The 26,208-nt window shown below is 32.7% G+C and carries 23 protein-coding genes and 1 riboswitch; of the genes, 1 reads left to right on the forward strand and 22 read right to left on the reverse strand.

Annotated features, from left to right (window positions below; genetic code table 11):
* Window positions 1-9: 9 nt before the first annotated feature.
* The 16 genes from RZ74_RS03595 to dnaE all read right to left on the reverse strand — a co-directional run bounded on the left by RZ74_RS03595 (window position 10) and on the right by dnaE (window position 17,264).
* Window positions 10-285 (reverse strand): HU family DNA-binding protein, encoded by a 276-nt coding sequence (locus tag RZ74_RS03595; RefSeq protein ID WP_053950088.1) that lies wholly within the window; start codon window positions 283-285, stop codon window positions 10-12.
* Between the two features lie 171 nt (window positions 286-456).
* Entirely contained in the window at window positions 457-1,764 is a 1,308-nt protein-coding gene (gene der / locus RZ74_RS03600; protein WP_053950089.1) for a ribosome biogenesis GTPase Der, read from the reverse strand.
* Between the two features lie 78 nt (window positions 1,765-1,842).
* Complete coding sequence (gene rpsA / locus RZ74_RS03605; RefSeq protein WP_053950090.1) at window positions 1,843-3,060, reverse strand: 30S ribosomal protein S1; 1,218 nt, start codon at window positions 3,058-3,060, stop codon at window positions 1,843-1,845.
* 76 nt (window positions 3,061-3,136) lie between these two features.
* On the reverse strand, window positions 3,137-3,817 hold the full coding sequence (gene cmk / locus RZ74_RS03610; protein ID WP_053950091.1) for a (d)CMP kinase: 681 nt from the start codon (window positions 3,815-3,817) through the stop codon (window positions 3,137-3,139).
* A 19-nt stretch (window positions 3,818-3,836) separates the two neighbouring features.
* Entirely contained in the window at window positions 3,837-4,361 is a 525-nt protein-coding gene (locus RZ74_RS03615; protein WP_053950092.1) for a LysM peptidoglycan-binding domain-containing protein, read from the reverse strand.
* A 50-nt stretch (window positions 4,362-4,411) separates the two neighbouring features.
* Window positions 4,412-5,857, reverse strand: coding sequence for a RecQ family ATP-dependent DNA helicase (locus RZ74_RS03620; protein ID WP_053950093.1), 1,446 nt, complete (start codon window positions 5,855-5,857; stop codon window positions 4,412-4,414).
* Window positions 5,850-6,881, reverse strand: a complete 1,032-nt coding sequence (locus tag RZ74_RS03625) for a helix-turn-helix domain-containing protein (RefSeq protein WP_187291391.1) — start codon at window positions 6,879-6,881, stop codon at window positions 5,850-5,852. Before RZ74_RS03625 ends, RZ74_RS03620 begins: the two co-directional genes overlap by 8 nt.
* A 4-nt stretch (window positions 6,882-6,885) precedes the next feature.
* Window positions 6,886-7,461 (reverse strand): ECF transporter S component, encoded by a 576-nt coding sequence (locus RZ74_RS03630; protein WP_053950095.1) that lies wholly within the window; start codon window positions 7,459-7,461, stop codon window positions 6,886-6,888.
* Window positions 7,462-7,544: 83 nt separating this feature from the next.
* A riboswitch (FMN riboswitch) is annotated at window positions 7,545-7,666 on the reverse strand.
* A gap of 60 nt (window positions 7,667-7,726) precedes the next feature.
* Window positions 7,727-8,452 carry a pseudouridine synthase gene (locus RZ74_RS03635; protein ID WP_053950096.1) on the reverse strand — a complete coding sequence of 242 codons (726 nt, stop codon included), beginning with the start codon at window positions 8,450-8,452 and terminating at the stop codon, window positions 7,727-7,729.
* Entirely contained in the window at window positions 8,421-8,981 is a 561-nt protein-coding gene (scpB, locus tag RZ74_RS03640; protein ID WP_053950097.1) for an SMC-Scp complex subunit ScpB, read from the reverse strand. The genes RZ74_RS03635 and scpB overlap by 32 nt, the downstream gene beginning before the upstream one ends.
* Entirely contained in the window at window positions 8,982-9,734 is a 753-nt protein-coding gene (locus RZ74_RS03645) for a segregation and condensation protein A (protein ID WP_053950098.1), read from the reverse strand.
* Complete coding sequence (locus RZ74_RS03650) at window positions 9,715-10,083, reverse strand: hypothetical protein (protein WP_053950099.1); 369 nt, start codon at window positions 10,081-10,083, stop codon at window positions 9,715-9,717. The genes RZ74_RS03645 and RZ74_RS03650 overlap by 20 nt, the downstream gene beginning before the upstream one ends.
* Window positions 10,084-10,104: 21 nt before the next feature.
* Entirely contained in the window at window positions 10,105-10,992 is an 888-nt protein-coding gene (gene xerD, locus RZ74_RS03655; RefSeq protein WP_053950100.1) for a site-specific tyrosine recombinase XerD, read from the reverse strand.
* Window positions 10,993-11,006: 14 nt separating this feature from the next.
* Window positions 11,007-11,891: a CvfB family protein gene (locus tag RZ74_RS03660; RefSeq protein ID WP_053950101.1), complete on the reverse strand. Its 885-nt coding sequence runs from the start codon at window positions 11,889-11,891 to the stop codon at window positions 11,007-11,009.
* 106 nt (window positions 11,892-11,997) lie between these two features.
* The gene (gene pyk / locus RZ74_RS03665) at window positions 11,998-13,758 is read right to left on the reverse strand and encodes a pyruvate kinase (RefSeq protein WP_053950102.1); all 1,761 of its coding nucleotides are present in this window, start codon (window positions 13,756-13,758) and stop codon (window positions 11,998-12,000) included.
* A gap of 137 nt (window positions 13,759-13,895) precedes the next feature.
* Window positions 13,896-17,264, reverse strand: a complete 3,369-nt coding sequence (gene dnaE / locus RZ74_RS03670) for a DNA polymerase III subunit alpha (RefSeq protein ID WP_053950103.1) — start codon at window positions 17,262-17,264, stop codon at window positions 13,896-13,898.
* A gap of 114 nt (window positions 17,265-17,378) precedes the next feature.
* Here dnaE and RZ74_RS03675 point away from each other — a divergent pair, with 114 nt between their 5' ends.
* Window positions 17,379-17,570 carry a DUF2929 family protein gene (locus RZ74_RS03675; protein ID WP_330376116.1) on the forward strand — a complete coding sequence of 64 codons (192 nt, stop codon included), beginning with the start codon at window positions 17,379-17,381 and terminating at the stop codon, window positions 17,568-17,570.
* 35 nt (window positions 17,571-17,605) lie between these two features.
* Here RZ74_RS03675 and clpB read toward each other — a convergent pair whose 3' ends face one another.
* The 6 genes from clpB to dnaG all read right to left on the reverse strand — a co-directional run bounded on the left by clpB (window position 17,606) and on the right by dnaG (window position 26,096).
* The gene (gene clpB / locus RZ74_RS03680) at window positions 17,606-20,188 is read right to left on the reverse strand and encodes an ATP-dependent chaperone ClpB (RefSeq protein ID WP_053950105.1); all 2,583 of its coding nucleotides are present in this window, start codon (window positions 20,186-20,188) and stop codon (window positions 17,606-17,608) included.
* A gap of 102 nt (window positions 20,189-20,290) precedes the next feature.
* A complete protein-coding gene (pepT, locus tag RZ74_RS03685) occupies window positions 20,291-21,526 on the reverse strand; it encodes a peptidase T (protein WP_053950106.1) in 1,236 nt (411 codons plus the stop codon).
* A 15-nt stretch (window positions 21,527-21,541) separates the two neighbouring features.
* Window positions 21,542-22,345: a Nif3-like dinuclear metal center hexameric protein gene (locus RZ74_RS03690; RefSeq protein ID WP_053950107.1), complete on the reverse strand. Its 804-nt coding sequence runs from the start codon at window positions 22,343-22,345 to the stop codon at window positions 21,542-21,544.
* A 2-nt stretch (window positions 22,346-22,347) separates the two neighbouring features.
* A complete protein-coding gene (locus tag RZ74_RS03695; RefSeq protein ID WP_053950108.1) occupies window positions 22,348-23,043 on the reverse strand; it encodes a tRNA (adenine(22)-N(1))-methyltransferase in 696 nt (231 codons plus the stop codon).
* 87 nt (window positions 23,044-23,130) lie between these two features.
* The gene (gene rpoD / locus RZ74_RS03700) at window positions 23,131-24,243 is read right to left on the reverse strand and encodes an RNA polymerase sigma factor RpoD (protein ID WP_053950109.1); all 1,113 of its coding nucleotides are present in this window, start codon (window positions 24,241-24,243) and stop codon (window positions 23,131-23,133) included.
* A gap of 17 nt (window positions 24,244-24,260) precedes the next feature.
* On the reverse strand, window positions 24,261-26,096 hold the full coding sequence (gene dnaG, locus RZ74_RS03705; protein ID WP_187291393.1) for a DNA primase: 1,836 nt from the start codon (window positions 26,094-26,096) through the stop codon (window positions 24,261-24,263).
* Window positions 26,097-26,208 lie beyond the last annotated feature (112 nt).

Consider the following 26,208-nt stretch of genomic DNA (forward strand, 5'->3'; position numbering starts at 1 on the left):
AAGCTGTTATTATTTAACAGCATCCTTTAAAGCCTTACCTGGTTTGAAAGCAGGTACTTTACTTGCAGGAATTTGAATTTCTGCACCAGTTTGAGGGTTACGACCCTTACGAGCAGCACGTTCACGTACTTCGAAGTTACCGAAGCCGATTAGTTGTACCTTTTCGCCCTTAGCTAAACTACCTTGGATTGATTCAAAAACAGCATCAACTGCTGAAGTTGCATCCTTCTTAGTCAAACCAGTTTTAGTAGCTACATCGCTTACTAATTCTGCCTTATTAGCCATGTGTTTCACCTCCCACAATGTTCGGAAAACAATAATGCTTTTCGACTTATGTAATCACAACAAATTAATGTCATTACATTTATTCAAGATATCACATAAACGCCTACAATTCAACGATTTTATTATTTTTTTCACATAATTTTCGAAAAAAATAGTTTTCGTAGTTGCCGTTTACTTGCGCTTTCTGGAAATTATTTTAATCGGTGTCCCAGAAAAATCAAAATGTTCTCTAATTTGATTTTCAATATATCTTCTATATGAGAAATGCATTAAATCTTCATCATTTACAAAGATCACCAAAGTAGGTGGTTCACTCTTCACTTGAGTTGCATAGTAAATTCTTAACTTACGTCCATTAATACTTGGTGTTGGTGTCATCGCAATTGCATCCATTAAGACATCATTAAGCATAGATGAAGAGATTCTCTTTGCATGGTTATCATAAACACGTTTAATTAATTCTGGTATTTGATTCAATCTTTGCTTAGTTAGAGCAGAAACAAATAATATTGGTGCATATGATAGGTATTGGAATTGACTTCTTATACCTGCTTCAAATTCTTGTTGAGTCTTACTAGTCTTCTTAAGAGTATCCCATTTATTAACAATAATAATGATTCCCTTACCGCCTTCATGAGCATATCCAGCAATTCTTTTGTCTTGTTCGCGAATACCTTCTTCAGCATTTAAAACAATTAGTGCAACATCACTATTATCAATTGCCTTCATGGCTCTTAATACGGAGTATCGTTCAGTGTTTTCATAAACTTTACCACGTTTTCTTAAGCCGGCAGTATCGACCATTGTGAACTCTTGACCGTCTTGTTCAAATTCAGTATTAATCGCATCTCTGGTAGTTCCAGCAACATTAGAAACGATAACTCTTTCTTCACCTAAAATAGCGTTAACCAATGATGATTTACCAACATTAGGTCTACCAATTAGACTAAAACGAATCTTATCGTCATTTTCTTCTTCTGTTTCTTCTTTAAAATGCTTAATAACTTCATCTAATAAATCACCAAGTCCTAATCCATGAGCTCCAGAAATTGGATATGGATCGCCAAAACCTAATGAATAAAAATCATAGATGCTTGATCTACTTTCAAAATTATCAACTTTATTAACTGCCAACACAATTGGCTTGTTAGTTCGGTATAAAATTCTAGCAATGTTATCATCTGCATTAGTAATTCCTTCTTTACCATTAACCATAAAGATAATAACATCTGCTTCTTCAATTGCTATTTCAGCCTGCGCGGTAATTTGTTTAACAAAAGGTTGGTCTCCAATTTCAATACCACCTGTATCGATCATACTAAACTCATGACCTAACCATTCACCGTGAGAATAAATTCTATCACGGGTTACTCCTGGCGTATCTTCTACAATCGAAATTCTCTCACCGGCAATTCGGTTAAAAATTGTTGATTTCCCAACATTTGGTCTTCCAACAATTGCAACTGTAGGTAACCCCATTAGCATTCACCCTTTCTTTAATTCATTAAAAAAATATCCTTCACCAAAAATGAAGGATATTTTTAAAGATTGAAAATATTATTGATTATCTTCGTCTAATCCTTTACCAACAATGTCACCTAAAGTGAATCCATTTTCTTCTTCAGGAGCATTTTCAGTAGCATTATCAGTAGCTTCGACTTGTTCGTTTGAACCTTGAGCATTTTCTGGTTCTGGTTCAAGAGCTCTTAATGATAAAGCTAAACGATGTTCACTTGGGTTAACATCTAAAACTTTAGCATCAACAGTTTCACCAACTTTAAGTACGTCTGATGGCGTATTAACATGCTTGTGTGAAATTTGTGAAATGTGAATTAATCCTTCAACACCAGGAATTACTTCAGCAAAAGCACCGAAATCAACAATTCTCTTAATAGTTACTTTAACAGTACTACCTTGAGGTGCTTTTTCTTCAATTTCATCCCATGGTTGTGCTTGAGTTTGTTTGATTGAAAGTGAGATTCTGCCACGTTCTTCGTCCATAGCAATAACCTTAACTTTAACATCTTGACCGTTTTCAAGAACGTCAGCAGGTTTATTTACACGATCGTATGAGATTTCTGATACGTGAACTAGTCCATCAATTCCGCCTAGATCAACAAATGCACCAAAATCAGTCATACGTGCAACTTTCCCTTCAACAACGTCACCCACGTTTAATTTACCCATAACTTCGCTGCGTGCTTCTTCTTGGTTCTTAGCAACAACATCGCTATGTGATAGAACTAAACGATTCTTTTCAGGTACTATTTCAACAATCTTACATTCGAATTCTTGACCATTGTATTGACTTAAGTTTCTTACGAAATGGTTAGTAATCATTGATGCAGGAATAAATCCACGTACTCCAGCGTTTACTACTAAACCACCACGAACTGCATTTTGAACAGTAACGTTAATTGTTTCATTATTTTCAGCTTTAGCTTTTAATTCATCCCAAACCTTACGTTCTTCTAAACGACGGATTGATAGAAGGAAGCTTCCACCTTCTTTATCATCACCAATACGTGAGATAACAACAAATTTACCTTTGTCTCCAACTTTAAATTTGCTTTCTACATCTTCTACAGGTTGAGCTGATAGTTCACGACGAGGAACAACCCCTTCAACCCCAGCATTATCGATACCAATAATTAATTGATGATCCTTATCAAAGGCTAAAATTTCACCTTCAACAACATCGTTGATATTAACTTGGTCCACACTATCCAAGGCTTCTAATAAATCTTTGTTTGTTTGTTCATCTGATTCACTCATGTGATATTCCTCCTTGAGACTACTATAATTATTATTTTAGACTATGTTATTAATAAAATCTAGTTTATTGACTAATTTATAGTGATAGTTTTTTATTAATTTCATCAGAGATGGCATCTACTACTTGGTCAATTGACATTGATGTTGTATTAATCTCAATAGCATCATCAGCTTTAGTTAATGGTGATACTTCTCTATGAGAGTCTTTGTAGTCTCTTTCTTCGATTTCTTTCTTTAATTGTTCTAGCGGAACATGGATACCTTTTTCTTCGTTATCTTTGAAACGACGATCAGCTCTTTCTTCCACACTAGCAATTAAGAAGATTTTTACTTCTGCATTTGGTAACACTGTAGTTCCGATATCTCTACCGTCCATAACAATACCGCCTTTAGCAGCAATTTCTTGTTGTCTTTCAACTAATTCGGCTCTTACTGCTCCTAAACTAGCAACAGTTGAAACGTTATTAGTAACATCTTCTTGTCGAATATCATTAGTTACCTCTTTACCATCTAGAAAAACTTTTTGTTGCTTTTCACCTGGTTCAAAGGTAATTTCTGTATCATTCAACATATTTAAAATTACTTGTTCATCGTCTAAAGGTAAGTTATTTCTAATTGCCTTTAGAGTTGTTGATCTATACATTGCACCTGTATCACAATAAATATATGAAAATCTTGTTGCGACTAACTTGGCAACTGTACTTTTTCCAGCTGATGCTGGTCCATCGATTGCTACTTGTAACTTACTATTATCCATAAAATTTAACACCACTTAATTATCTTACTCTGATTTTTTGGTTGGCAACCACTTTATTAGCGTCAGTGATACCATTTAATTTCATTAGTTGTTGTACTGAAATGTTATAACGTTTAGAAACTTGGTATAAATCTGTCATTCCATTTTGACCAATTACAACATAACCATTATTAGTTGTAGCAGCTTGACTTGTTGAACTTGCTGCACTACTTTGCATGCTAGATGATGAACTACTATTGTTACTTGCATCACTACTCATTGAACTGCTCATTGATGAACTACTCATTGAACTTGAAGATGACATTGAGCTTGATTCTTCTTTTTCCTTCTTCATCTTGTGACTGCTTGAAGAAACGCTTGTAGAAGTTGATGATGAATCTGTTGTACTATCATTGCTTGGACTACTAATCATGCCAAATACTAATGCACTTAATCCAATTACAACAAGGATTGTTATTAAAACAATCGCGATTGTCTTGTGACCACGATGCTTTCTTCTAGCTTCAACTCTTGAATATGAATTGTTATCGTCGTTATTATTCAAAATAATGACCTCCTATTTATTTCTTATGTCTTAATTATACATGAATTTAACTAATTAGAAAAAAGAGATTGTATAATATTCTGCCATTTTTCCTTTTTTTCACCAGATTTAATATCTTTATTAGTGGAAATCAAATTCATATGGTCTAATTTTAATTCTGTCTGCATCCCATTACAACATTGATTATCATGATTATTGAAATCCTCATTAAAATGGTTGAGTAACTTTTGTCTATAACAACCATTCGAATGTACATATTCTATCATGTCATTTAATGATGCAATAAGTTCATTTCTCCTATTGTAAAAAATAGACTTAGTTTCATCCAATTCGTATCCTTTTTCAAAGTAATAACGAACTAAATCTCCTTTTTCATCTAAGTTGGCTTTTAAAAGGCTTTTACTATTGCGATAAAAGAAGTCAATCATATCTTCCGTTGGTATAGCTTCATCAATAAATCGATATTGTAATATTTCATCTTTTTCTCGATAAAGAATATAAGATATGCTTTGTTCTCCATCCCTACCAGCTCTACCCATTTCTTGTACATAAGACTCCAAATTAGATGGCATATGATAATGAATTACAAATCTAATATTATCTTTATCAATTCCCATTCCAAACGCACTTGTTGCACAAATTACATCAATCTTATCATTGATAAACTGATGTTGAATTTTATATCTACTATCATTATCTATGTCGGCATGATACGCTTCCACTGATAAATTAGTTTGATCATTCAGCCATCTGCAAACTGAATTAGCTACTTTTTTACTAGAAAAATATATAATTCCCGGTTTTTTCACTTTGTTCACCAAAGATAATAATCGCTCGTTTTTTTCATTTAGGTCATCAATTATTTCAACATCTAGCGCAATATTAGGTCTATTAGCTGAATACTTAATCACGTTCAAATTAACAATTCCTATCTTATTCTTTATATCATCAATGACTTCATTTGAGGCTGTAGCTGTTAAAAGTAAAGTTAATGGCGATCCTAAAAAAGATATGATTCTCTTTAAATTTAGATACTCCGGTCTAAAATCGGGTCCCCATTGATTGATACAATGTGCTTCATCCACAACAAATAAACTAATGTTTATCTTTTTTAAATTATCAAGAATTTCATCATTTGATAACATTTCTGGAGATATATAAATATATTTATAACTTGCTAAATTCTTAGTGATTTTTTTCTTCTCATACCAATTCAAACTGGAATTTAAAGCAATTGTTCTCTTTTCGCCTAAAAAACGCATTCTATCAACTTGATCTTGCATCAAGGATATTAATGGAGAAACTATTATGACAGTGCCTTCATTAAGCTTTCCCATATATTGATATATTAGTGTTTTTCCTGTTCCTGTAGGCAATACTGCTAAAGTATCTTCTTTTTGAATTAGCGCTTTAATTACATCTAATTGTCCAGATCTAAACTCAGCATATCCAAACCATTTCTTCAAATTGCTCTTTAAACTAATATCATCAATCATTAGGCTTACTCCTCATAATTTGATAAATTCTGAATTCAAAAAAAGAAAACTCTTGATTTCCAATGTTCTCCTTATACTGCCAATCATCAATATTATCTTGATAATATTGGTTTAAAGCATTCTCTTTTTCTTCGTTAATAATTAATCTATATGGAAATTCATTTTTAGGCATCCAAATTGCACATTCTAGAAGATGTTCTCTAATAGTAGAATTTCTTAATTTATTATTTTCAGCGATTTCTTGAATGGTTTGACCATGTTTAAACTCGTTGTATGTGTTTAACGCATGTTTATTAGTACGTAATACTTTTATATCGACCAGTAATTCCTTTAATAATTCGTCGTCATCATGAATGATAAATTCAATAAAATCAACTAATAGATCGTATTGGAAAAGATATTCCTCTAATAGACTAAAATCCATTTCATTTGCTATTTGTTGATTGGTCATCCCGTATCGATGATATCCAACAAACATCTGTGCAAATATATTAGCGCGACCTTCATCAATTGAGGACAGATAATTAGTTAAGTATTCTTTCATTCGTTCCGGCAAGGCATTTTTATGTGCTTTAAACCATGTTTTTACTAATGATGCACTTTTAAAGTCATTTGTTACTGGATAATAGTTACTATTTTTATAACTATATTCAGAAGCAACTTGGATTGCTAATAATAACCTTGCTTTAAAAGTTATCACATCATAATCAAAATAGTTTAATTTTGTCTTTAATATGTAAAAGGATTCTAAAATAGAATCCTTTTCTTTTTGACCTTTTGTAGTCAATATATATTTATATTCATCAACCTGTTCAACATAACCTTTTTGAATTAGTTTATTTAATTGTGCAGGCATTTTATCTAAATTAAAGTTCTTTAAAATTGCTGAATACTTTAGTAGTCCATATCTCATTCCCCAAAAAAGAGTAGAAACAGTTCTCTTACCAAGTAATAGGTTTTGAATTAATTTTTGTCTTCTTGGTTGACTAGATGATAGACACAATATTAAGAACTTTATATTCATTAGTTTATCTCTTTTCTTTATATTTTGACCAGGCATTACTTCTATTATAAATGATAACAAAAACAATCCCTACAAATAAACCTTTTAGTAAATTAAATGGTGCAACTGTATAAATAATTGAATCTAATAAACTAAAGCTCAATTTGAATCCTGCCAAACTTATATATAGTGGCGTAATAATCAAATAGTTTAATAAACTCATAACCAAAGTTAGCATTAAAGTCTCAATTACAATCATCGCAATGTATTTTTTCTTACCTTCAAACATTTTATCAGCAACTGTAACCGATAAAACAATTGTAATACTTGCTATTAATAGTGCCATTACACCAATTAAACTGATTAACGATGGACCAGTAAAAATAAAGTATAATAATGCTCTTAATACAGCAACGATCAATCCACTTCTTGTTGAAATTAGGACAGTGGCTAATAATATTGGAATGTCACCAAAATCTAACTTCATATAAGGCGCAATCGGAATTAAAGGTACCGATAAATAAGTTAGCAAGTATGCTAACCCACCTAAAACTGAAACTTGGACTAAGTTTCTTAAACTAAAACTACTACTTCTTTCCATCATAAATCCTCCAATGAGGAATATCTTCAAAAAAAATCCCGCTAACCTTTTACAGATCAACGGGCATTTGTGCATACTCAAAAAGAGATCTTCTTTATACCAGACTATACTGTCGGCTCTGGAATTTCACCAAATCAACTATCATTTAGATAGGTAGCGGGCTATAACCGCCGGTCGGGAATCACACCCTGCCCTGAAGATAAACCAATTTATTAATTTTTTCAAAAACAATGATATAAAATTACCAGAAAAAACACAAGTCTTTTTATCTTTTTTCTGTAATTTCGTATAACTTTTCAACCTCGAATTTTTTAAGTGGTCGATAATCACCCGGTTGTAATCCTCTTAAATTCAAGAATGCGAAAGATTCTCGCTTAAGCTTCTTAACTGGGTGTCCAACAGCCTTAAACATATTCTTAACTTCATGATTTTTTCCTTCATGAATAGTTAGTTGAACAACTGCAGTTTTCTTACTAGTATCAGTTTCTAAAACATTGGTTTTAGCTGGACTAGTTTTATGACCATTTACAACAACACCAATGCGAAGTTGTTTTAATTCGTCATTAGTAGGGATTCCTTCAACTTTAGCAACGTAAGTTTTTTCTACTTCATATTTCGGATGAGTAAGGCGATTATCTAAATCACCATCATTGGTCATTAATAATAGACCTGAAGTGTCATAATCTAGTCTACCTACTGGATAAATTCTTTGTTCAACATCTTCAAAGAAATCTAATACAGTTTTACGTGACTTTTCATCAGAAACTGAAGTAATAATACGACGAGGTTTATAAAATAAATAGTAAACTGGTGCTTCTTTATTGATTGGTAACCCATCAACTTGAACTTCGTCTGACACCTTTACCTTTGTTCCAAGTTCAGTTACTACTTGGCCATTAACTTTTACTCGTCCCGCCAAAATAATTTCTTCTGACTTTCTTCTAGAAGCAACTCCGGCCTTAGCCATTATTTTCTGAAGTCTCTCCGCCATAATCTTCCTCCTTGATTAAAATCTCATTTTCTATTTTTGGTAATTCGTCTAATGATTTAATGCCAAACAACTTTAAAAAGTTATCTGTAGTTTTATATAGTTTTGGATGACCTGGAACTTTTTTATATCCAGAGGTTTCAATCAAACCTTGTCTCAATAATCTCTGTACAGTCTTACTACTATTAACCCCTCTAATATCATCTACTTCAACTCTTGTAATTGGTTGATTATAAGCAATAATTGTAAGGGCTTCTAAAGCAGTTTGGGTAAGTGAAATACTTTCATCACTCTTCAAGTAATTCTTCATTAAATCATCTAATTCTTCTTTAGTTGCTAATCTGTACTTATCAGAATATTGCATGATTGTGAATGCAGAATCATCGCGATTAAATTTATCAGATAATTGACTGATGAGTTCGTTTAGTTTATCACCGTCTATTTTTAGCATTTCAATTAGTTGTTCCTCACTAATGCCATCTTCGCCGGAAATATATATTAATCCTTCTAATTCAGCTAACTTATTAACCACTTACTCATCACCTACTTCAACTTGTTCTAAATAAATTTTATCATCAACCTGCCCAACACTAATTTTATGCTCTTTAACTAACTCTAATAAAGATAGGAATGTGGTTACTACCATCTCAATATTATTAGTATTCTTAAATAATTGATCAAACTCGATATGCTTTTGCTGCGACAACTTTTCCATGACAAATTCAGATTGTTCCTTAACTGTAAATTGCCATTCAATAACTGAATGAACGTATGGCTCATTTTCTTTTATTTTATCAATCACTCTATCGAAAGCTTGTTGAATAAGTCTGATGTTAAATTTCTGATTACCATTAAAATCAATCATTTCATCAACTGTTGGCAAAGTTGGATCAACACTATGGTACTTGGAACTTTTTGTTTCCATCTGTTTTAAAACTTTAGAAACCTCTTTATATTCTTGATATATTAACAATTGATTAACTAATTCATCACGTGGATCTTCATAATCATCATTTTCATCAATTTCATCATTTCTAGGTAGCAATAATTTTGACTTAATTGCCATCAAGTTCGATGCCATCACGAAATATTCACCAGCGATATTAACATTAAGATTTTCCATTGCAGTTAAATAACCCAAATATTGCTCAGTTATTTTTTCAATTTGAATATCATAAATGTCCATTTCCGACTGCTTAATTAAATGTAAAAGTAATTCAAGAGGGCCATCAAAATCATCAATATGAATATTAATATTATTTGAATTATTGAATTCTGGTTCCATTACGTTTCTCCCACAGTTCACAGATTGATGTCGTATCCATTGTTCCAACAATTTTTTGATCCATATATAAATTGGATAAATCATCTAACATACTACAACAATTATTCATATTCCAAGAATCAGGAGTTAAAACAATCCTTCTAAGCACTAACATGCTGCCTTTATCTTCAACCGCAATGAGTCCAGCCCAATTATCATCTTCATTTTTCCATAAATAAATAATGCGGTTTTCATTATCATCGTACCAATTCATTTCATCTTCTAGATGGTGTCCTTGGTTCATGCCTGGTAACAAAGATAACATGTCCATTGCGATTTTTTTATATTCTAGACGATATTTAAGTAGCATATTAATTCCCTCCTAAATTTATTAGGCATGAGGATGAAATTCATCAAAAGCCTTATTAAGGTGTTCATGTGATACATGTGTGTAAATTTGCGTAGTAGAAATATCTGAATGTCCTAAAAGTTCTTGAACGATTCTTAAATCAGCACCGTTTTCTAATATATGGGTGGCAAATGAGTGTCTAAGTGTATGGGGAGTGACATTCTTTTTAATGCCAGCTAATGCAACATAGTGTTTTAATTTTTGCCAAATGCTTTGTCGACTAATTCCACCACCATGTGCGTTTAAAAACAAATATTCAGATCTTCTTTTTTTGAGTAATAAAGGACGACTTTTTTCCATATATTCGTAAATCCACTTAATTGCTTCAGTTCCAATAGGAATAATTCTTTCTTTATCACCTTTACCGATTGTTTGAATAATTCCCATCTCTAAATGTAAATTATCCATTTTAAGGTTAACTACTTCACTTACTCGTAATCCCGTGGCATACATAACTTCTAATATGGTTCTATCCCTTATCCCATATTTATCACTAACATCTGGCATAGTTAATAATTTATCGACTTCATTAACGGTTAAGACATCTGGAAAATGACTAGCACTTTTAGGTGTATCGACATTAACCATTGGATTTTCAACAATGTAATGATATTTATGCAAATAAGAAAAGAATTTTTTCATACTTGAGACAAACCTGATTACAGAATTTCTAGCCTTACCTGCATCCTTCATTTGCTTCATGTATTCCAAAATAGTTTTAGAATCTACTTGCTTAAATGAATTGACTTGTCTTTCTCTTAAAAAATTAACAAATCCCACAATATCTTGACGATAACTTTTAACTGTATTGTCCGATAAACCTCTTTCGATTACAAGGTAGTGTAAATAATCTTTAACTTGTTCATCCATTTACTTCACCAAACTTATTCTAGTTCTGTTTTATTACCTTTTTCAGTTAACTTCATTTGACCATCTGATTGTTCAATTAATCTATTCTTTAATAGATTACCCACAGCACGTTTAAATTGACCTTTACTAATTCCAAAGAACTCTTTAATTGATTCTGGAGTACTCTTATCCGTAAATGGAATTGAACCAGATTCAGATTTCTTTAAAACTGTAAAAATCATTTGAGAATCATCACTAATAGCTTCATATCCACGAGGTTTCATTGATAAGTTAAGCGTTTTATCTCTTAAAATCCCAATTACTCTTACGTCAACGTGTTGACCCAATCTTGGTTCTAATTCACGTTCACTTGGATGAATAAATCCAATTCGATAGTCATCAGTAATAACCCTGGTACCAGCTAACTTAAGTCGATAAGTAGTCGCCTTTAAATTACGATTTTTCATTTTTTCATTGGCAGGAACAGATAGACTTTGGAAAATTTCTTCGTCTGCTAATTCACCCCAAATACGACCTTTTTTATCAATTTTCAAGGCAATCATCAATCGATCACCATGTTGAGGCCATAATTTTGTTAATTCAGGTAAATCATCGATAGATACAGCAATGTCCTTGTTTGGCAATCCAATGTCAACAAACACACCTAGTCCAAATTTACTTTGAACTACAGTACCAAACCCATAGTGATCCACTTGAACTTCAGGAATATTTCTAGTAATTTGCATTTTATGGTCTTCATTTTCGTAGGTAAATCCCTTGAAATTACTTCCAATTTTTAAAGGTTTTTCAATTTCTGATTTATCTAATGAAAAAGTTGTACCTTCAATTTGTACAAAATAATTTTTATCATTTTCATCTGTCACTTTTCCGGAGACAACTCGGCCTAAATATTCGTTCATTAATATTCCTCATTTCGAATCTGTATACCTTAATTCTACACTACTTTACATAATATTTCGATAAAAAAAGAGGATGCATTAAATGCATCCTCTTTCAAACTATTTATTATAGTGAGTTAGCAGCACCACTGTAAACAATACCTCTACGTGAATCAACTGTAATAGTTTGACCATCAGAGATGTTTTCAGTAGCTCCCTTAGCACCTACAATAACAGGAATTCCTAATGAAATACCTAGAACTGCAGCGTGTGAAGTCATTCCACCATCTTCTACAATAACAGCACTTGCCTTCTTAATAGCTGGCAAGAAGTCTTTGTTGGTATTCTTTGCTACCAACACGCCACCGTCAACAGCTTTGCTGTTTGCGTCGGCAGCGTTACTTGCTAAAAAAGCCTTACCGATAACAGTCTTGTCACCAATACCTTGACCTTGAGCAAGTTCTGAACCAATTAATTTAACGCTCATTACGTTAGTAGTACCTTTTTCGCCAACAGGTAAACCTGCAACTACAAGGATTAAGTCGCCTTCTTTAGCTAGGCCAGTTTCAACAGCTTTCTTAGCTGCGAAATCAAACATGCCATCACTGTTTTCAGGCTTGTCTACAACGATTGGGTGAACACCCCAGTTAACCATTAAACCACGACGTACGCGATCATCAAAAGTTAAAGCTAAGATGTCAGCATTTGGATGGTATTTTGAAATCATACGAGCTGAGTAACCAGTTGAAGTAGTAGTTACAACAGTCTTAATGTCAAGATCTCTAACCATGTCAGCAACTTGCTTACCGAATGCTTCAGTAACATCACCGTTCTTGAATTCAGGACGTGCGTCACCGTATTCATCGTAATGGCTTTCTGCCATTTCATCAAGCTTAGCCATAGTAGCAACAGCTTCTGCAGGGTAGTCACCATTAGCACTTTCACCTGAAAGCATAGTAGCGTCAGTACCGCTTAATACAGCGTATTCAACGTCTGATGCTTCGGCACGTGTAGGACGTGGGTTTTCTTGCATTGAGTCCAACATTTGAGTTGCAGTAATAACAGGTTTACCCATTTCGTTACATCTGTGGATTAAGTGTTTTTGAACGATTGGAACATTTTCTGCTGGAATTTCAACAGCCATGTCACCACGAGCAATCATTAAACCATCAGAAACCTTCATGATTTCTTCGAAGTTGTCGATACCTTCTTGTGATTCAATCTTAGGGAAGATTTGAACGTCTTCTTTGTGTTCGTCTTCAAGTAATTTACGGATGTCTAAAACATCTTCTGGTTTTCTTACAAATGAAGCGGCAATAAAGTTAATGTGCATTTCTGAAAGACCAAAACGAATATCGCTTGAATCTTTTTCAGTGATACCTGGTAAGTTAATTGATACACCAGGAGCAGTAACAGTCTTACGTGAACCTAAAACAGCATTGTTTTGGGCAGTAACAACTAGTTCTTTGTTTTCTTGGTCAATTTCATCAATAACTGAGTCTAGGATACCATCATCATATAAGATGTGGCCACCAACATGAACATCAGCTAATAGGCCTGGGTAAGTAACGGCGATTTTTTCTTTAGTACCTTCTAAAGTATCGTCCATTGAAATTCTAAACTGGTCACCAGTGTGGAATTCAATCTTACCTTCTTTTTGCTTAGTAGTACGGATTTCAGCACCCTTAGTATCAAGCATAAGACCAACTGTCTTACCGGTTCTCTTTTCAGCTTCATGAACTTTGTTCAAACGATCAAAGTGTTCTTCATGGTCACCGTGTGAGAAGTTAAATCTGAAAACATTAGCGCCTGATTCGATTAAGTTAACAATAATGTCAACATCAGTACTTGCAGGTCCTAATGTACTTACGATTTTTGTTTTCTTCATAAGTAAAAATCTCTCCTTTTATTTTGTATGGTAAATCATTATTTTGATGTTCCATACATAACTAGGTTTCACACTATAGTGTATCACTTTTTAAAATTTATGTCTTTTATTTTTATAGTTTTTTTCACAATAAAAGATTATTTATAAATCACATTACCATTACCTAACAATTGAATAAGTTTACTATATAATTCTTTACTACCATTCATACTGTATTTACTTGCTAGTTCTTTTTTTGAGTTATTATTTGCATTATAAATAATAACTTTATTATCACCATGGTTAGCTTGCATGATTTCATATAGCTTAATTGAAGTTTGTTTGTCGTTATGCGATTCATCAATCTTTAAATACCATTTTTTCAATTGTTTTTTCTTATTCAAAGCGCTCTTTACATTAGCCGCTGGAAGAATTTGATTGGCGATTACTTGAACTTCATTATTTCTAAAATCCGTTTTACCAGTCACTAACAAAACAATCCCTCGTTTAAGCAAGTTAGCAAATTTCTTAAATGATGTTGGAAAAACTGTGACACTAATATTACCAACCATGTCAGTTCCATTAATAAATGCCATCTGTTCACCTTTTTTGGTTCTGATTTCTTTAACGTTTTCAACATAAATTAATGTATTGATATTTTCATCTTTATTTATCATTTGATCAGAAGTGGTGATATTCATTTCCTGTTTTAAGACATCATAATCTTCAACTGGATGTCCCGATAGATAAACACCTGTGTATTCCATTTCCAAGCTAAGTTTCTCTTGGAGAGTCATATCGTCACGATGCTTTATTTTAGGCTTCAAAGTACTGAATAGTTCCTGTGATGCACCACTTAAATTAATAGAAGATATAAATTCCTCGATTGAATCTGATAATTCAGCTCGATTATATCCAAAATCATCAAATGCCCCTACATAAGCTAGTGACTTTAATAAATCAACATTGCGGAATTTTTTAGGCATTCTATATATAAATTCTTCTAACCCTTTATATTCACCATTAAGGTTTCTTTCTTCGATAATAGTTTGTATAAAATCTTTTCTTAATCCTTTTACCGCTGACAATCCAAACAAAATCTTTCCATCACTTTCTGAAAAGTATGCTTCAGATTTATTAATATTAGGATGTTCTACCAAAATATCTCTTTTTTTGGCCTCAACAACATATGTGTTTGTTTTATCATTATTATTCAAAACTGAATTTAAAACTGCGACAAAAAATTGCAAACTATAATTAGTCTTTAAATATGCTAATTCAAATGCCATCTTACTATATGCAACTGCATGTGATTTATTAAATCCATAACCAGCAAATTTTTCAATATAGTCAAAGGTTTGAATAGCTAAAGGCTCACTATAACCCTTATTAATTGCTCCCGAAACAAATTTATTTTTTAAGGCGTCCATAGTGCTCTTCTTTTTCTTACTCATTGCACGTCTTAAATTATCGGCTTCTCCAAGTGTAAATCCACCCATTACGGAAGCAACTTGCATAACTTGTTCTTGATAAACAATGATTCCATATGTCGGTAACAATATTGAATCTAAATTAGGATCAAATCTATCAACCGGTTCTTTTCCTTCCTTTCTACGAATAAAGGAATCAATATTTTGCATTGGACCTGGACGATATAGTGCGTTCACAGCTGAAATTTGGCCAAAATTATCAGGATGCATTGCTTTTAGCACCCTTTTAATACCAGTAGACTCAAATTGAAAAACTCCATTTGTATCTCCGTCTTGGAATAACTTCAACGTTTTAGCATCTGTTAAATCTATTTTCTCAATATCAAAATCTGAATCAACATTTTGTTGAACTAAAGATACCACTTCTGCCAATATGGATAGATTTCTTAATCCCAAGAAATCCATTTTAAGTAAACCAATTTGTTCAACATAATCTTTAGAATATTGAGTCAATAGCAACTCTTCATTCCCACTCTTCAATGGTGAAGTTTCGACTATTGGGGTATCACTTAAGATAACCCCTGCAGCATGGGTTCCGCTGTGTCTAGGTCTTCCTTCCAGTTTAATGGCAGTATCAAACATCAACTTATTCAACGGATTATCGTTAACTAGATTTTGTAACCTTTGTGATTCTTTATAAGCAGTGCTTAATTTTATCCTTAATTGATTACTAGGAATTGCTCGACTCCAGTCACTTTGTTGCACACGACTTAGACCAAACGTTCTTCCGATATCACGAATAACTTGTTTGGCTGACATAGTATCGAAAGTCACAATTTGACTAACATGTTCATCCCCATATTTATCATGAACATAATTCAAAACAACATCCCTCTTATTATCAGGAATATCTAAATCGATATCTGGCATTTGACGACGTTCTTCATTCAAAAATCGTTCAAACAATAAATCATATTGAATTGGATCGACATCGGTAATAAATAAGCAAAATGATACTAATGATCCTGCAGCAGAACCTCTCCCAGGACCTGTCATAATATTTTGAGAATGCGCATAATTAATAACATCCCAAACAATTAAAAAATAATCATTAAATCCCATCTTATCAATTACTGATAATTCATATCCAAGTCTATCGATATATGTTTGCCAATTGTTTTTATCGATTTTTAATTTAGCCACTCTTTGTCTTAACCCTTGAACGCAGAGTTTCTTTAAGAATTCCTTTGAGGATAATCCTAAATCATTCACATAATGAGGTAATACCGGTTGTTTTTTATTAATTACAACATTTGTACTATCTGCTATTTTTTGATTATTTAAGACTAATTCTTCCAATCCGGCGTCTATGTATCGCTTTATCACTTCATAACGATGGTCTAGCCATTTATTAGTTTTTTCATGACTAGCATTTAGTGGATTCGGAAATTTTTCATTTTGATCAATCTTTTTCATTACTTGTAATGCAAAATAATCATCTTGATTAATTAATTGCACTTTTGAAGAGGCAACAGATTGAATATTAAGGGAAGTACTGATATTGGTTAGAAAGTTTCTATACTCAACATTATCAATGTTATCCTCACTTAAGCCCATAAATACTGATTGATCATCTTTGTGATCTGAGATTTTTTGAATAGTATCTTCTAACGTATCTAAATCCCCGTTATTAAACAAAGTCATCCATTCTCCATAATCAGGAATAATTACGACTGTATGGGATAAGTATGGATAAATATTATCTAGTTCAATTGTTTCTGATTCGTTTGTCATTATCTTCGTTGATATTTTCATTAAGTTTTTGTATCCCTCGTTATCTTTAGCGAGCAATACCAATTGATTTCTACTATCACTTGTAGTGATAGCTTCTAAATCAATTGTTAGTCCGATAATGGGATGAATATCTTCTTTTATACATGTGTCATAAAACTCAATGGCACCATACATATTATTTTCATCAGTTAACGCTAATGATTTATATCCTCGTTGTTTTGCTGTTGAAATTAATTCATCTATTGAAATTGTACTGTTCAATAAACTATATGAACTCATTAAGTTAAGCGGTGTATAATCCATTAAATCATCCCTTTCATTAAACCAATTATAACAAAAATAATCATTAACTGAATTATTTATAACTGTTTTTTCAATCTTAACTGTGGTAAAATTTCTATGAAATGTGAGGTGGATATGATGAAATTCATTATTTCAAATCTATTGGTGATCTTTTGGGCATTTATTTTCGGTGAAATCATTGGATACATTGCTAGCCAATTAACTCAGCTAACATATAACACAACTGAAATTGGTATCGTTTCTGCAGTGGTTGTTGTAATTACAGTCAACTGTGTATCACTAATTTCAAAACATTCAGTTAAATAACAAAAGCTCAAGTAAATTACTTGAGCTTTTTTATTTTATTCAAATGTTAATTTATCATCATTTAATCCAATATTGATTGTATCTTTAGGTTTAATATCACCTGAGATTAATAATCTAGCTAACGGAGTTTCTACGTTTCTAGTAACAAATCTTTGTAATGGACGACCACCGTATTGTGGATCATATCCGTTATCTGTGATCCAATCTATTGCATCATCAGAAATCTTAACTTTAATTTGCTTATCGTTTAATCTATTGCCTAATTTTTGAATTAATTGCTTAACTATTTCTCTTACATCTGATTTTGATAATGGTTTAAAGGTGATAATTTCGTCAATTCGGTTTAAGAATTCTGGTTTGAAACTCTTCTTCAACAATTCTGAAACTTGCTTTCTCGCTTTTTCAGAAATGTTTCCATCTTTATTTAAACCATCTAATAAGATGTCAGAACCTAAATTAGAAGTCATTATTAACAAGGTGTTTTTAAAATCTACAGTATGCCCTTGTCCATCGGTTAAACGACCATCGTCTAACACTTGCAATAAGACATTAAATACATCTGGATGTGCTTTTTCAATTTCATCAAATAATACGATTGTATATGGATCTCTTCTAACTGCTTCAGTTAACTGTCCACCTTCTTCATATCCTACATATCCAGGAGCAGCACCAACTAATCTAGATACTGATTCCTTTTCCATATATTCAGACATATCAATTCTTACCATATGTTCTTCTGAATCAAATAAGTTTTCAGCTAATGACTTGGCTAATTCTGTCTTACCAACACCTGTTGGACCCAAGAATAAGAATGAACCCAATGGTTTACTTGGGTCTTGTAAACCTGCTCTTGAACGAAGAACTGCATCAGCAACTGATTCAACTGCTTCATCTTGTCCAATCACTCTCTTATGAAGATTGTCATCCAAGTGAAGTAGTTTTTCTTTTTCGCCTTCCATTAAACGGGATACTGGGATTCTAGTTTCTCGACTTAAAACTTCAGCAATTCCATCTTCGGTAACTGACTCACTCACTAACCAATCGTCATCATGGTCTTGGTTTTCCATCTTAGCTAATTCTTTCTCTAATTCTGGAATTGTACCATGTTGTAAAACAGCTACTTTATCTAAGTCATAATTACTTTCAGCTTGTTGTAATTCGTTTTTAGCTTGGTCTAATTCGGCTTTTTTATCGCTAATCGCTTTGATTGAAGTTTTTTCTTGTTGCCATCTAGAATTTAATTTATTAACTGTTTCTTTCAAGTTAGCTAATTCTGGTTCTAGCTTAGCTAATCGTTGTTTAGATTCATCATCGTCTTCCTTCTTTAATGATGCTTCTTCCACTTCAGCACGCATTAATTTACGGTTGGCTTGATCTAATTCGGTCGGATTAGAATTCATTTCTACCTCAATTGTTGATGATGCTTCATCAACTAAATCAATTGCCTTATCTGGTAAAAATCTTTCTGGAATATATCTATCAGCTAACTTAGCGGCTGCAACTAAAGCATTATCATGAATTCTTACCCCATGATGAATTTCCAAACGTTCTTTGATTCCACGTAAAATCGTGATTGTATCGTCGACAGAAGGTTCTTCAACATTTACTTTTTGGAATCTTCTTTCCAATGCTTTATCCTTTTGCATGTACTTACGGTATTCATCTACAGTGGTAGCACCAATTAGATGAAGTTCCCCTCTAGCTAACATTGGCTTTAAGATGTTACCAGCATCCATACTTCCTTCTGTCTTACCAGCACCAACGATATTGTGAATTTCATCAATGAACATAATAACTTGTCCATCAGACTTTTTAACAGCTTTTAAAACGGCTTTTAGTCTTTCTTCAAATTCACCACGATATTTAGCCCCAGCAATTAGTGAACTCATATCTAATTCAAATAATGACTTATTTTTTAGATTTTCAGGAACATCATTCACGGCAATTCTTTTCGCTAAACCTTCAACAATCGCAGTCTTACCTACACCAGGATCACCAATTAAGACAGGATTATTTTTGGTCATTCTAGAAAGAATTCTAATAACGTCAATTATTTCTTCATCCCTACCAATAATTGGTCCAAGTTTACCAGCACGAGCTTCAGCAACTAAATCCACTCCGTACTTCTTTAAAGCTTGAAAATTATCTTCTTGATTATTTGAAGTCACCTTTTCTCCTCCTCTAATTTTATCAATTGTCTTTTCAACGATTTCTTTTGAAACATGCTTTTCTTTTAAATAATCAACTAATTTATTTCCACTAGTATCCATTAATGCTAATACTAAAGTATCAACAGCAATATACTGATCACCCAACTTGTCCTTTTCTTTTTGAGCAAATTGGATTAATGACAACATGCTAGAAGAAATATTTTGTCCATAGTTAACATTACTTCCTTCAACGATAGATATCTCGTCTAGTTCTTTATCTAATTCTTGTTCTAAATCATCAATATCCAATCCAACTTCTGAGAAAATTTGTCTTGCTAATTCTCCTGGTTGAACTAACACTTTAAATAAGTGTGATATTGTTATTTCTTGATGTTTTCTATTAACTGCCACCTTTTGCGCTTCTGAAAACGATTGGGTAACAGCTTCGGTTAATTCTTCTGGATTCATTTTTTCACCTGCTTAATAAAAAAATACCTATGAGAATACTTCTCATAGGTAAATTTTACCAAAAGGTCTTTTATTTTCAAATAATTTGACCTTTATTGACTATTATTTTTCAACATTTAAATTTGCGATAGCAATAATAACATCACAGGCTTTTTCCATAGTTTCAACAGAAACATATTCAAAACGTCCGTGCATATTTTCACCACCCGCAAATAAGTTAGGTGTTGGTAATCCCTTAAATGAAATTGTTGATCCATCTGTACCACCACGAACTGGGAAGATATCAGGAGTAACATCAACACTATTCATTGCTTCTTTTGCTAAATCAACAACTTCCATGTTCTTTTCGATTACTTCAGCCATGTTGTAATATTGATCTTTTACGGTTACTTTGACTCTTTCTTCGCCGAATGACTTGTTCATTTCTTCAGCGATTTTAGCAAAGTATTGTTTTCTAGCTTCAAATCTATCTCTATCATGGTCTCTGATAATGTATGAAAGTTTAGTAAAGTCGGCTGTTCCATTCATTTCAATTAAGAAATAGAATCCTTCTTTACCGTCGGTGTATTCAGGTCTTTCGTATGCTGGTAATTTAGCATTGAAATCCATCCCTAAAATAGCTGCGTTCACCATTACATTCTTAGCTTCACCTGGGTGAACATCAGTCCCTTTAATTTCAACAGTTGCTGATGCAGCATTGAATGTTTCATATTGTAATTGGCCCTTAGCTCCACCATCAACAGTGTACGCCATGTCAGCACCAAAATCTTTAACATCAAATTTAAGTGAACCTGTTCCGATTTCTTCATCGGGACCAAATCCAACTTCAATTTCACCATGTTTAATTTCTGGATGATCAATTAGGTACTTCATTGAAGATACAATTTCAGCAACCCCTGCTTTGTCATCCGCACCCAACAAAGTATTACCGTCTGTTGTAATTAAAGTATTGCCTTCATATTTATGTAAGCTTTCAAAAACGTTAGGATCTAGGTTATATTCACCATTACCTAACGCGATGTTTGATTTTCCATCATAGTTTTCAACAAATTGAGGATTTACATTTTCTGAATTGAAATCTGCTGTATCAATATGTGAAATAAATCCAATCTTTTTTACATCTTCATCAACATTAGATGGTAATGTTGCAAATACATATGCACTTTCTTCGTTAGTTCTAACGTTTTCTAGTCCAATTTCCTTTAATTCATCTTTTAATTTATTTAAAAAATCAATTTGGCGACTAGATGATGGAATCGTGGCACTACTTTCATCCGATCTGGTATTTTGTTTAACATAATTTATAAAACGTGGTACTAAATCTTCGTACTTAGACATAATAATGTACACTCCTTAAATAAATTGATATGGATCAGTGTTTATATTAGATTCTATCACATCTATTGGCCAATCAAACTCTTTTGACCACTCTTTGAACATTTCGCATAAATATGGTTTACAAATGCTTTCAATATGATGACCAGGATCTACTACTGACATGTTATCTGCAATCATATCATGTCCAACATGATAATACACATCTCCAGTTACATAAACATCTGCTCCTTTTTCTTGTGCGATAGAATAAAACTTTCCTCCATCGCCACCTAAAACAGCTACTCTTTTTACTTTATGATCATCTTGATGACTAATTAATCTTAATCCATCAACGTTGAAAAATTCTTTACACTTTTGGGCAAATTCATAGACTGTGGTTTCTTCCTTTAAATCTCCAATTCTACCCATAAAATACTCGTTATCATTATAAATTCCTTGGCTGACTAAACCTTCAACGTTTCTTAAATCCATTGCTTCAGCTAACCAGTCATTCATTCCACCTTCAGCATTATCCAAATTAGTATGAGCTGAATAAACTAAAATATCATTTTTAATTAATTTAGCATACATTGCATTTTGGGGAATTGATAAATCCATGTTTTTAACAGGTCTAAACATAGCTGGATGATGTGAAAAAATCATATCACAATTATTTGCAATTGCTTCGTCTACCACTTCAGGTCTAACATCCAAAGTCACTAAAACCTTATGAATATCCTGATTGACATCACCGATTTGTAACCCGATTGGATCATGGTCAACCGCAATACTCTTAGGAGCGAATTTTTCAAATTGTTCAATCAATTTACTAGCGTTCATATTTATAACACCTCTTTAATTGAGTTAATGTCATCCTTCATTTTTTGAATTTTTTCAATTGGTTTCTCTTTTTTGGCTTGATTCATTTGATCAATTACCATTTCAATACGGTTAATTTCATTTTGCCACTTTTCAACAAAAACTTCAGAATGTTGTTTTAATAAGAATGGACCAAATTGCAATTCTTGTTCTGAATATTTCACATCATGATTTACTTTTTCAGCAACAATTATTTCATAAGTATGACCATCTTCTCTTAAAATGGTTTCATCTTTGATTTCATAATGATTATTCATTAACCATGTTCTTAAACGATTTTCTCCAACATTAGGTTGTAGCACCAATACTTCATTACCGTTAAGATGGTTTTTCCCATTATCAAGAATTTGACGAATCAATGTTCCACCCATTCCTGCAATGGTAACACAATTTATATTATCTTCTTTATTGATTGATAAAAGTCCGTCGGCTAATCTAGTATCAATTTTATCTGAAAGTCCTTCTGACAAAATTTCTTGCTTGGCATTTTCAAGCGGACCTTTGGCTACCTCACTAGCGATACCGAATTCGATTTGATTTTGTTTCATCAAATACACTGGTAAATAGGCATGATCAGAACCAATATCAGCTACCCTACTATTTTTTGGAACAAAATCAGCTACAGTTTTTAGTCTTTGTGATAAATTATTTGCGTCCATAAAAGCACCTTTTCTACTAATATAATTAATTATATTATAACTGGAATTATAAATAAAAAACAGATAGCATCGCTATCTGTTTTTTGATTATTCAAGAAAATCTTTTAATTGTTTACTTCTAGATGGGTGGCGCAACTTTCTTAGTGCTTTAGCTTCGATTTGTCTAATTCTTTCACGAGTAACGCCAAACACCTTACCTACTTCTTCAAGTGTTCTAGTACGGCCATCATCTAATCCAAAACGTAATCTAAGAACATTTTCTTCTCTGTCAGTTAATGTATCTAATACGCCTTCTAGTTGTTCTTTAAGCAATTCATATGCAGCGTGGTCAGCTGGACTAGTTGCATCTTGGTCTTCAATAAAGTCACCTAAATGTGAATCATCTTCTTCACCAATTGGTGTTTCCAAAGAAACTGGTTCTTGAGAAATCTTCAAGATACTTCTTACCTTTTGAGTTGGCATATCCATTTCGGCACCAATTTCTTCAGGTGTAGGTTCACGACCTAAATCTTGAAGTAATTGACGTTGAATACGAATTAACTTGTTAATTGTTTCAACCATGTGGACTGGAATTCTGATTGTTCTTGCTTGATCGGCAATTGCACGAGTAATTGCTTGTCTAATCCACCAAGTTGCATAAGTTGAGAACTTGAATCCTTTACGGTAATCAAACTTTTCTACCGCTTTCATTAATCCCATATTACCTTCTTGAATTAAATCTAGGAATTGCATCCCTCTTCCTACATAACGCTTAGCAATAGAAACTACCAATCTAAGGTTGGCTTCAGCTAATTCTTGCTTAGCTTCTTCGTCGCCTTCTTCAATTCTAAGTGCTAAGTTAACTTCTTGTTCGGCGGTTAAAAGAGGTACACGACCAATTTCCTTAAGATACATTCTAACAGGGTCATTAATCTTTACACCTGTAGGAGCAGATGCTGTATTTTTTAGTTCAGTTTGAGTAACTTTCTTTGCAGCTTCAAGTGCTCTTGGATCTGGTTCACCATTTTCATCAACGACACTAATACCAGCATCTTCGATTTTTTCTAATAACTCATACATATCAGTCTTAGATAATTTAAAAGGAACTGCAATTGTGTCATTAACATCATCATATGTTACATGACCAACCTTTTTTTGCTTTTTGATTAAAGCATCAGTTGATTCCTTTAGTTCTTTTTTGGTTAATTTCTTTTCAGCCATTTATATGCCTCCTATGATTAAGCACGACCGCCTAGGTTCTTTTGCTTTTGTAACTGGATAATCTCCATAGCTATTTCAGTTTGTCTATCAATATCACCAAGCTGTTTAGCTTCATTTAATTCGATTTGCTTTTGTTTCAACTGTGAATCAATCGGAGCTTCGTTCATTATTATATTAACATAGTCATCCACTTCATCAACAGATGGAGAATCATTTATTTGCAACATTTCAATATCAATCAATAATTTTCTAAGCTTTTCTTCTTTAATAAAATCTTGAAACTCTGCCGAATTATACTCATCATGTGTAGCCATATATTCTTGTGCCAAGTTATATAACAATTGATAATCAACGTCGACAAATGCAAATCCATCGACACTCATTAACCGTTGCCATAGCTCTTGTGACATTAATATTCGATTTAACAGGTATAATTCAGCCATTTCAACTTTAGATCTGTATCTAACTGATTGAATAGGTGCAATCATCTGAGCATTATTATCATTCTTACCATTTCTAGCATAATTAACTCGGTTAACTGCATCATTTTTCTGAATGAACGAGTTCATCGTCATTGTTAAATCATTTTTATTTAGATTAAATTGATCCGCTAATTGATTTATATAAAGATCTCTTTCAATTGGTTGATCAACTTTAGCAACTTCTTTTAGCACATCTTGAATGTAGCTAAATTTATCAGTTTCATTATCTAAATTTCGATTTAACTTATAGTATCTCATCTTAAATGATATAGGAGATTCTATTGATTTACTCATATAATCAGCAAATTTTTCTTCACCGAACTGCTTACGATATTCATCAGGATCAATACCTTCTGGCATTTGAATAACTCTTAAAGTTAGACTTGAATTTCCTAACAATGAAAGCGCCCTATTAATCGCATTTTGACCAGCAGCATCACCGTCATAACAAACATATACGCTGTTACAATGTCTATTGATTACTTTGATTTGGTCATTAGTTAAACTAGTTCCCATCGAAGCAATTCCATTTTCAATACCTGATTGATAAGCTGAAATAACATCCATAAAACCTTCGAAAAGTATAACAGCGTCTTTCTTTCTAATCGCTGCTTTAGCGTTTGATAAGTTAAACAAAACATCCCTTTTATTAAAAATGTCTGTTTCTGGACTATTTAAATATTTAGCCGTGGAATCTTCCTTATTTAAAACTCTTCCAGAAAAACCAATTATAGAACCAAATTCGTTTTTGATTGGAAACATAATTCGATTAAAAAATCTATCTCTCAGTTTTCCTTCATCGTCTTCAAGAAACAATCCAGACTTACGCATATCTTGATATTCAAACTTTTGTTCAACTAAGAAACGATTTATAACATTATCGTTAGGTGCAAACCCGATTTGATAATACTTAATAGTATCGTCAGTTAAGCCACGATCATGTAGATAATCTAGAGCCTTTTGTCCTAATTCAGTGTTCATCAAAATATGATGATATACCTCAGCGGACTTTTCATGCATCTCAATCAACTTAGTTTCAGTTGAATTCATTTTAGGTTTTTGACTATTGTTTTGCTTGTATTGATCAGATATTTCAATTCCACTCATGTCAGCGACTTTCAAAATCGCCTCTGGATATGTTAAATTTTCAAGTTCCATCATAAAGGTGAAAACATTACCACCTTTTCCACAACCAAAACATTTAAATAATTGTCTATCTTCATTAACAGAAAATGATGGACTGTTTTCATCGTGAAATGGACATAATCCCATTAAATTACTACCTGATTTTCTAAGAGCAACAAATTGACCAATAATATCAGCAATATTGGTTTCGTTCCTAACTTGTTCAATTACCTCTTCAGGAATCATTGGCATCATATCTCCTTTTCACCCATAAAAGTCGCACCAATTTAGTGCGACTTTTATTTTAAACATGGAAAACTATTATACAACATTTTAGCAACGCTTAATAGCATTGTCT

This window comes from Apilactobacillus apinorum (assembly GCF_001281175.1).
GTDB classification, from domain to species: Bacteria; Bacillota; Bacilli; order Lactobacillales; family Lactobacillaceae; genus Apilactobacillus; species Apilactobacillus apinorum.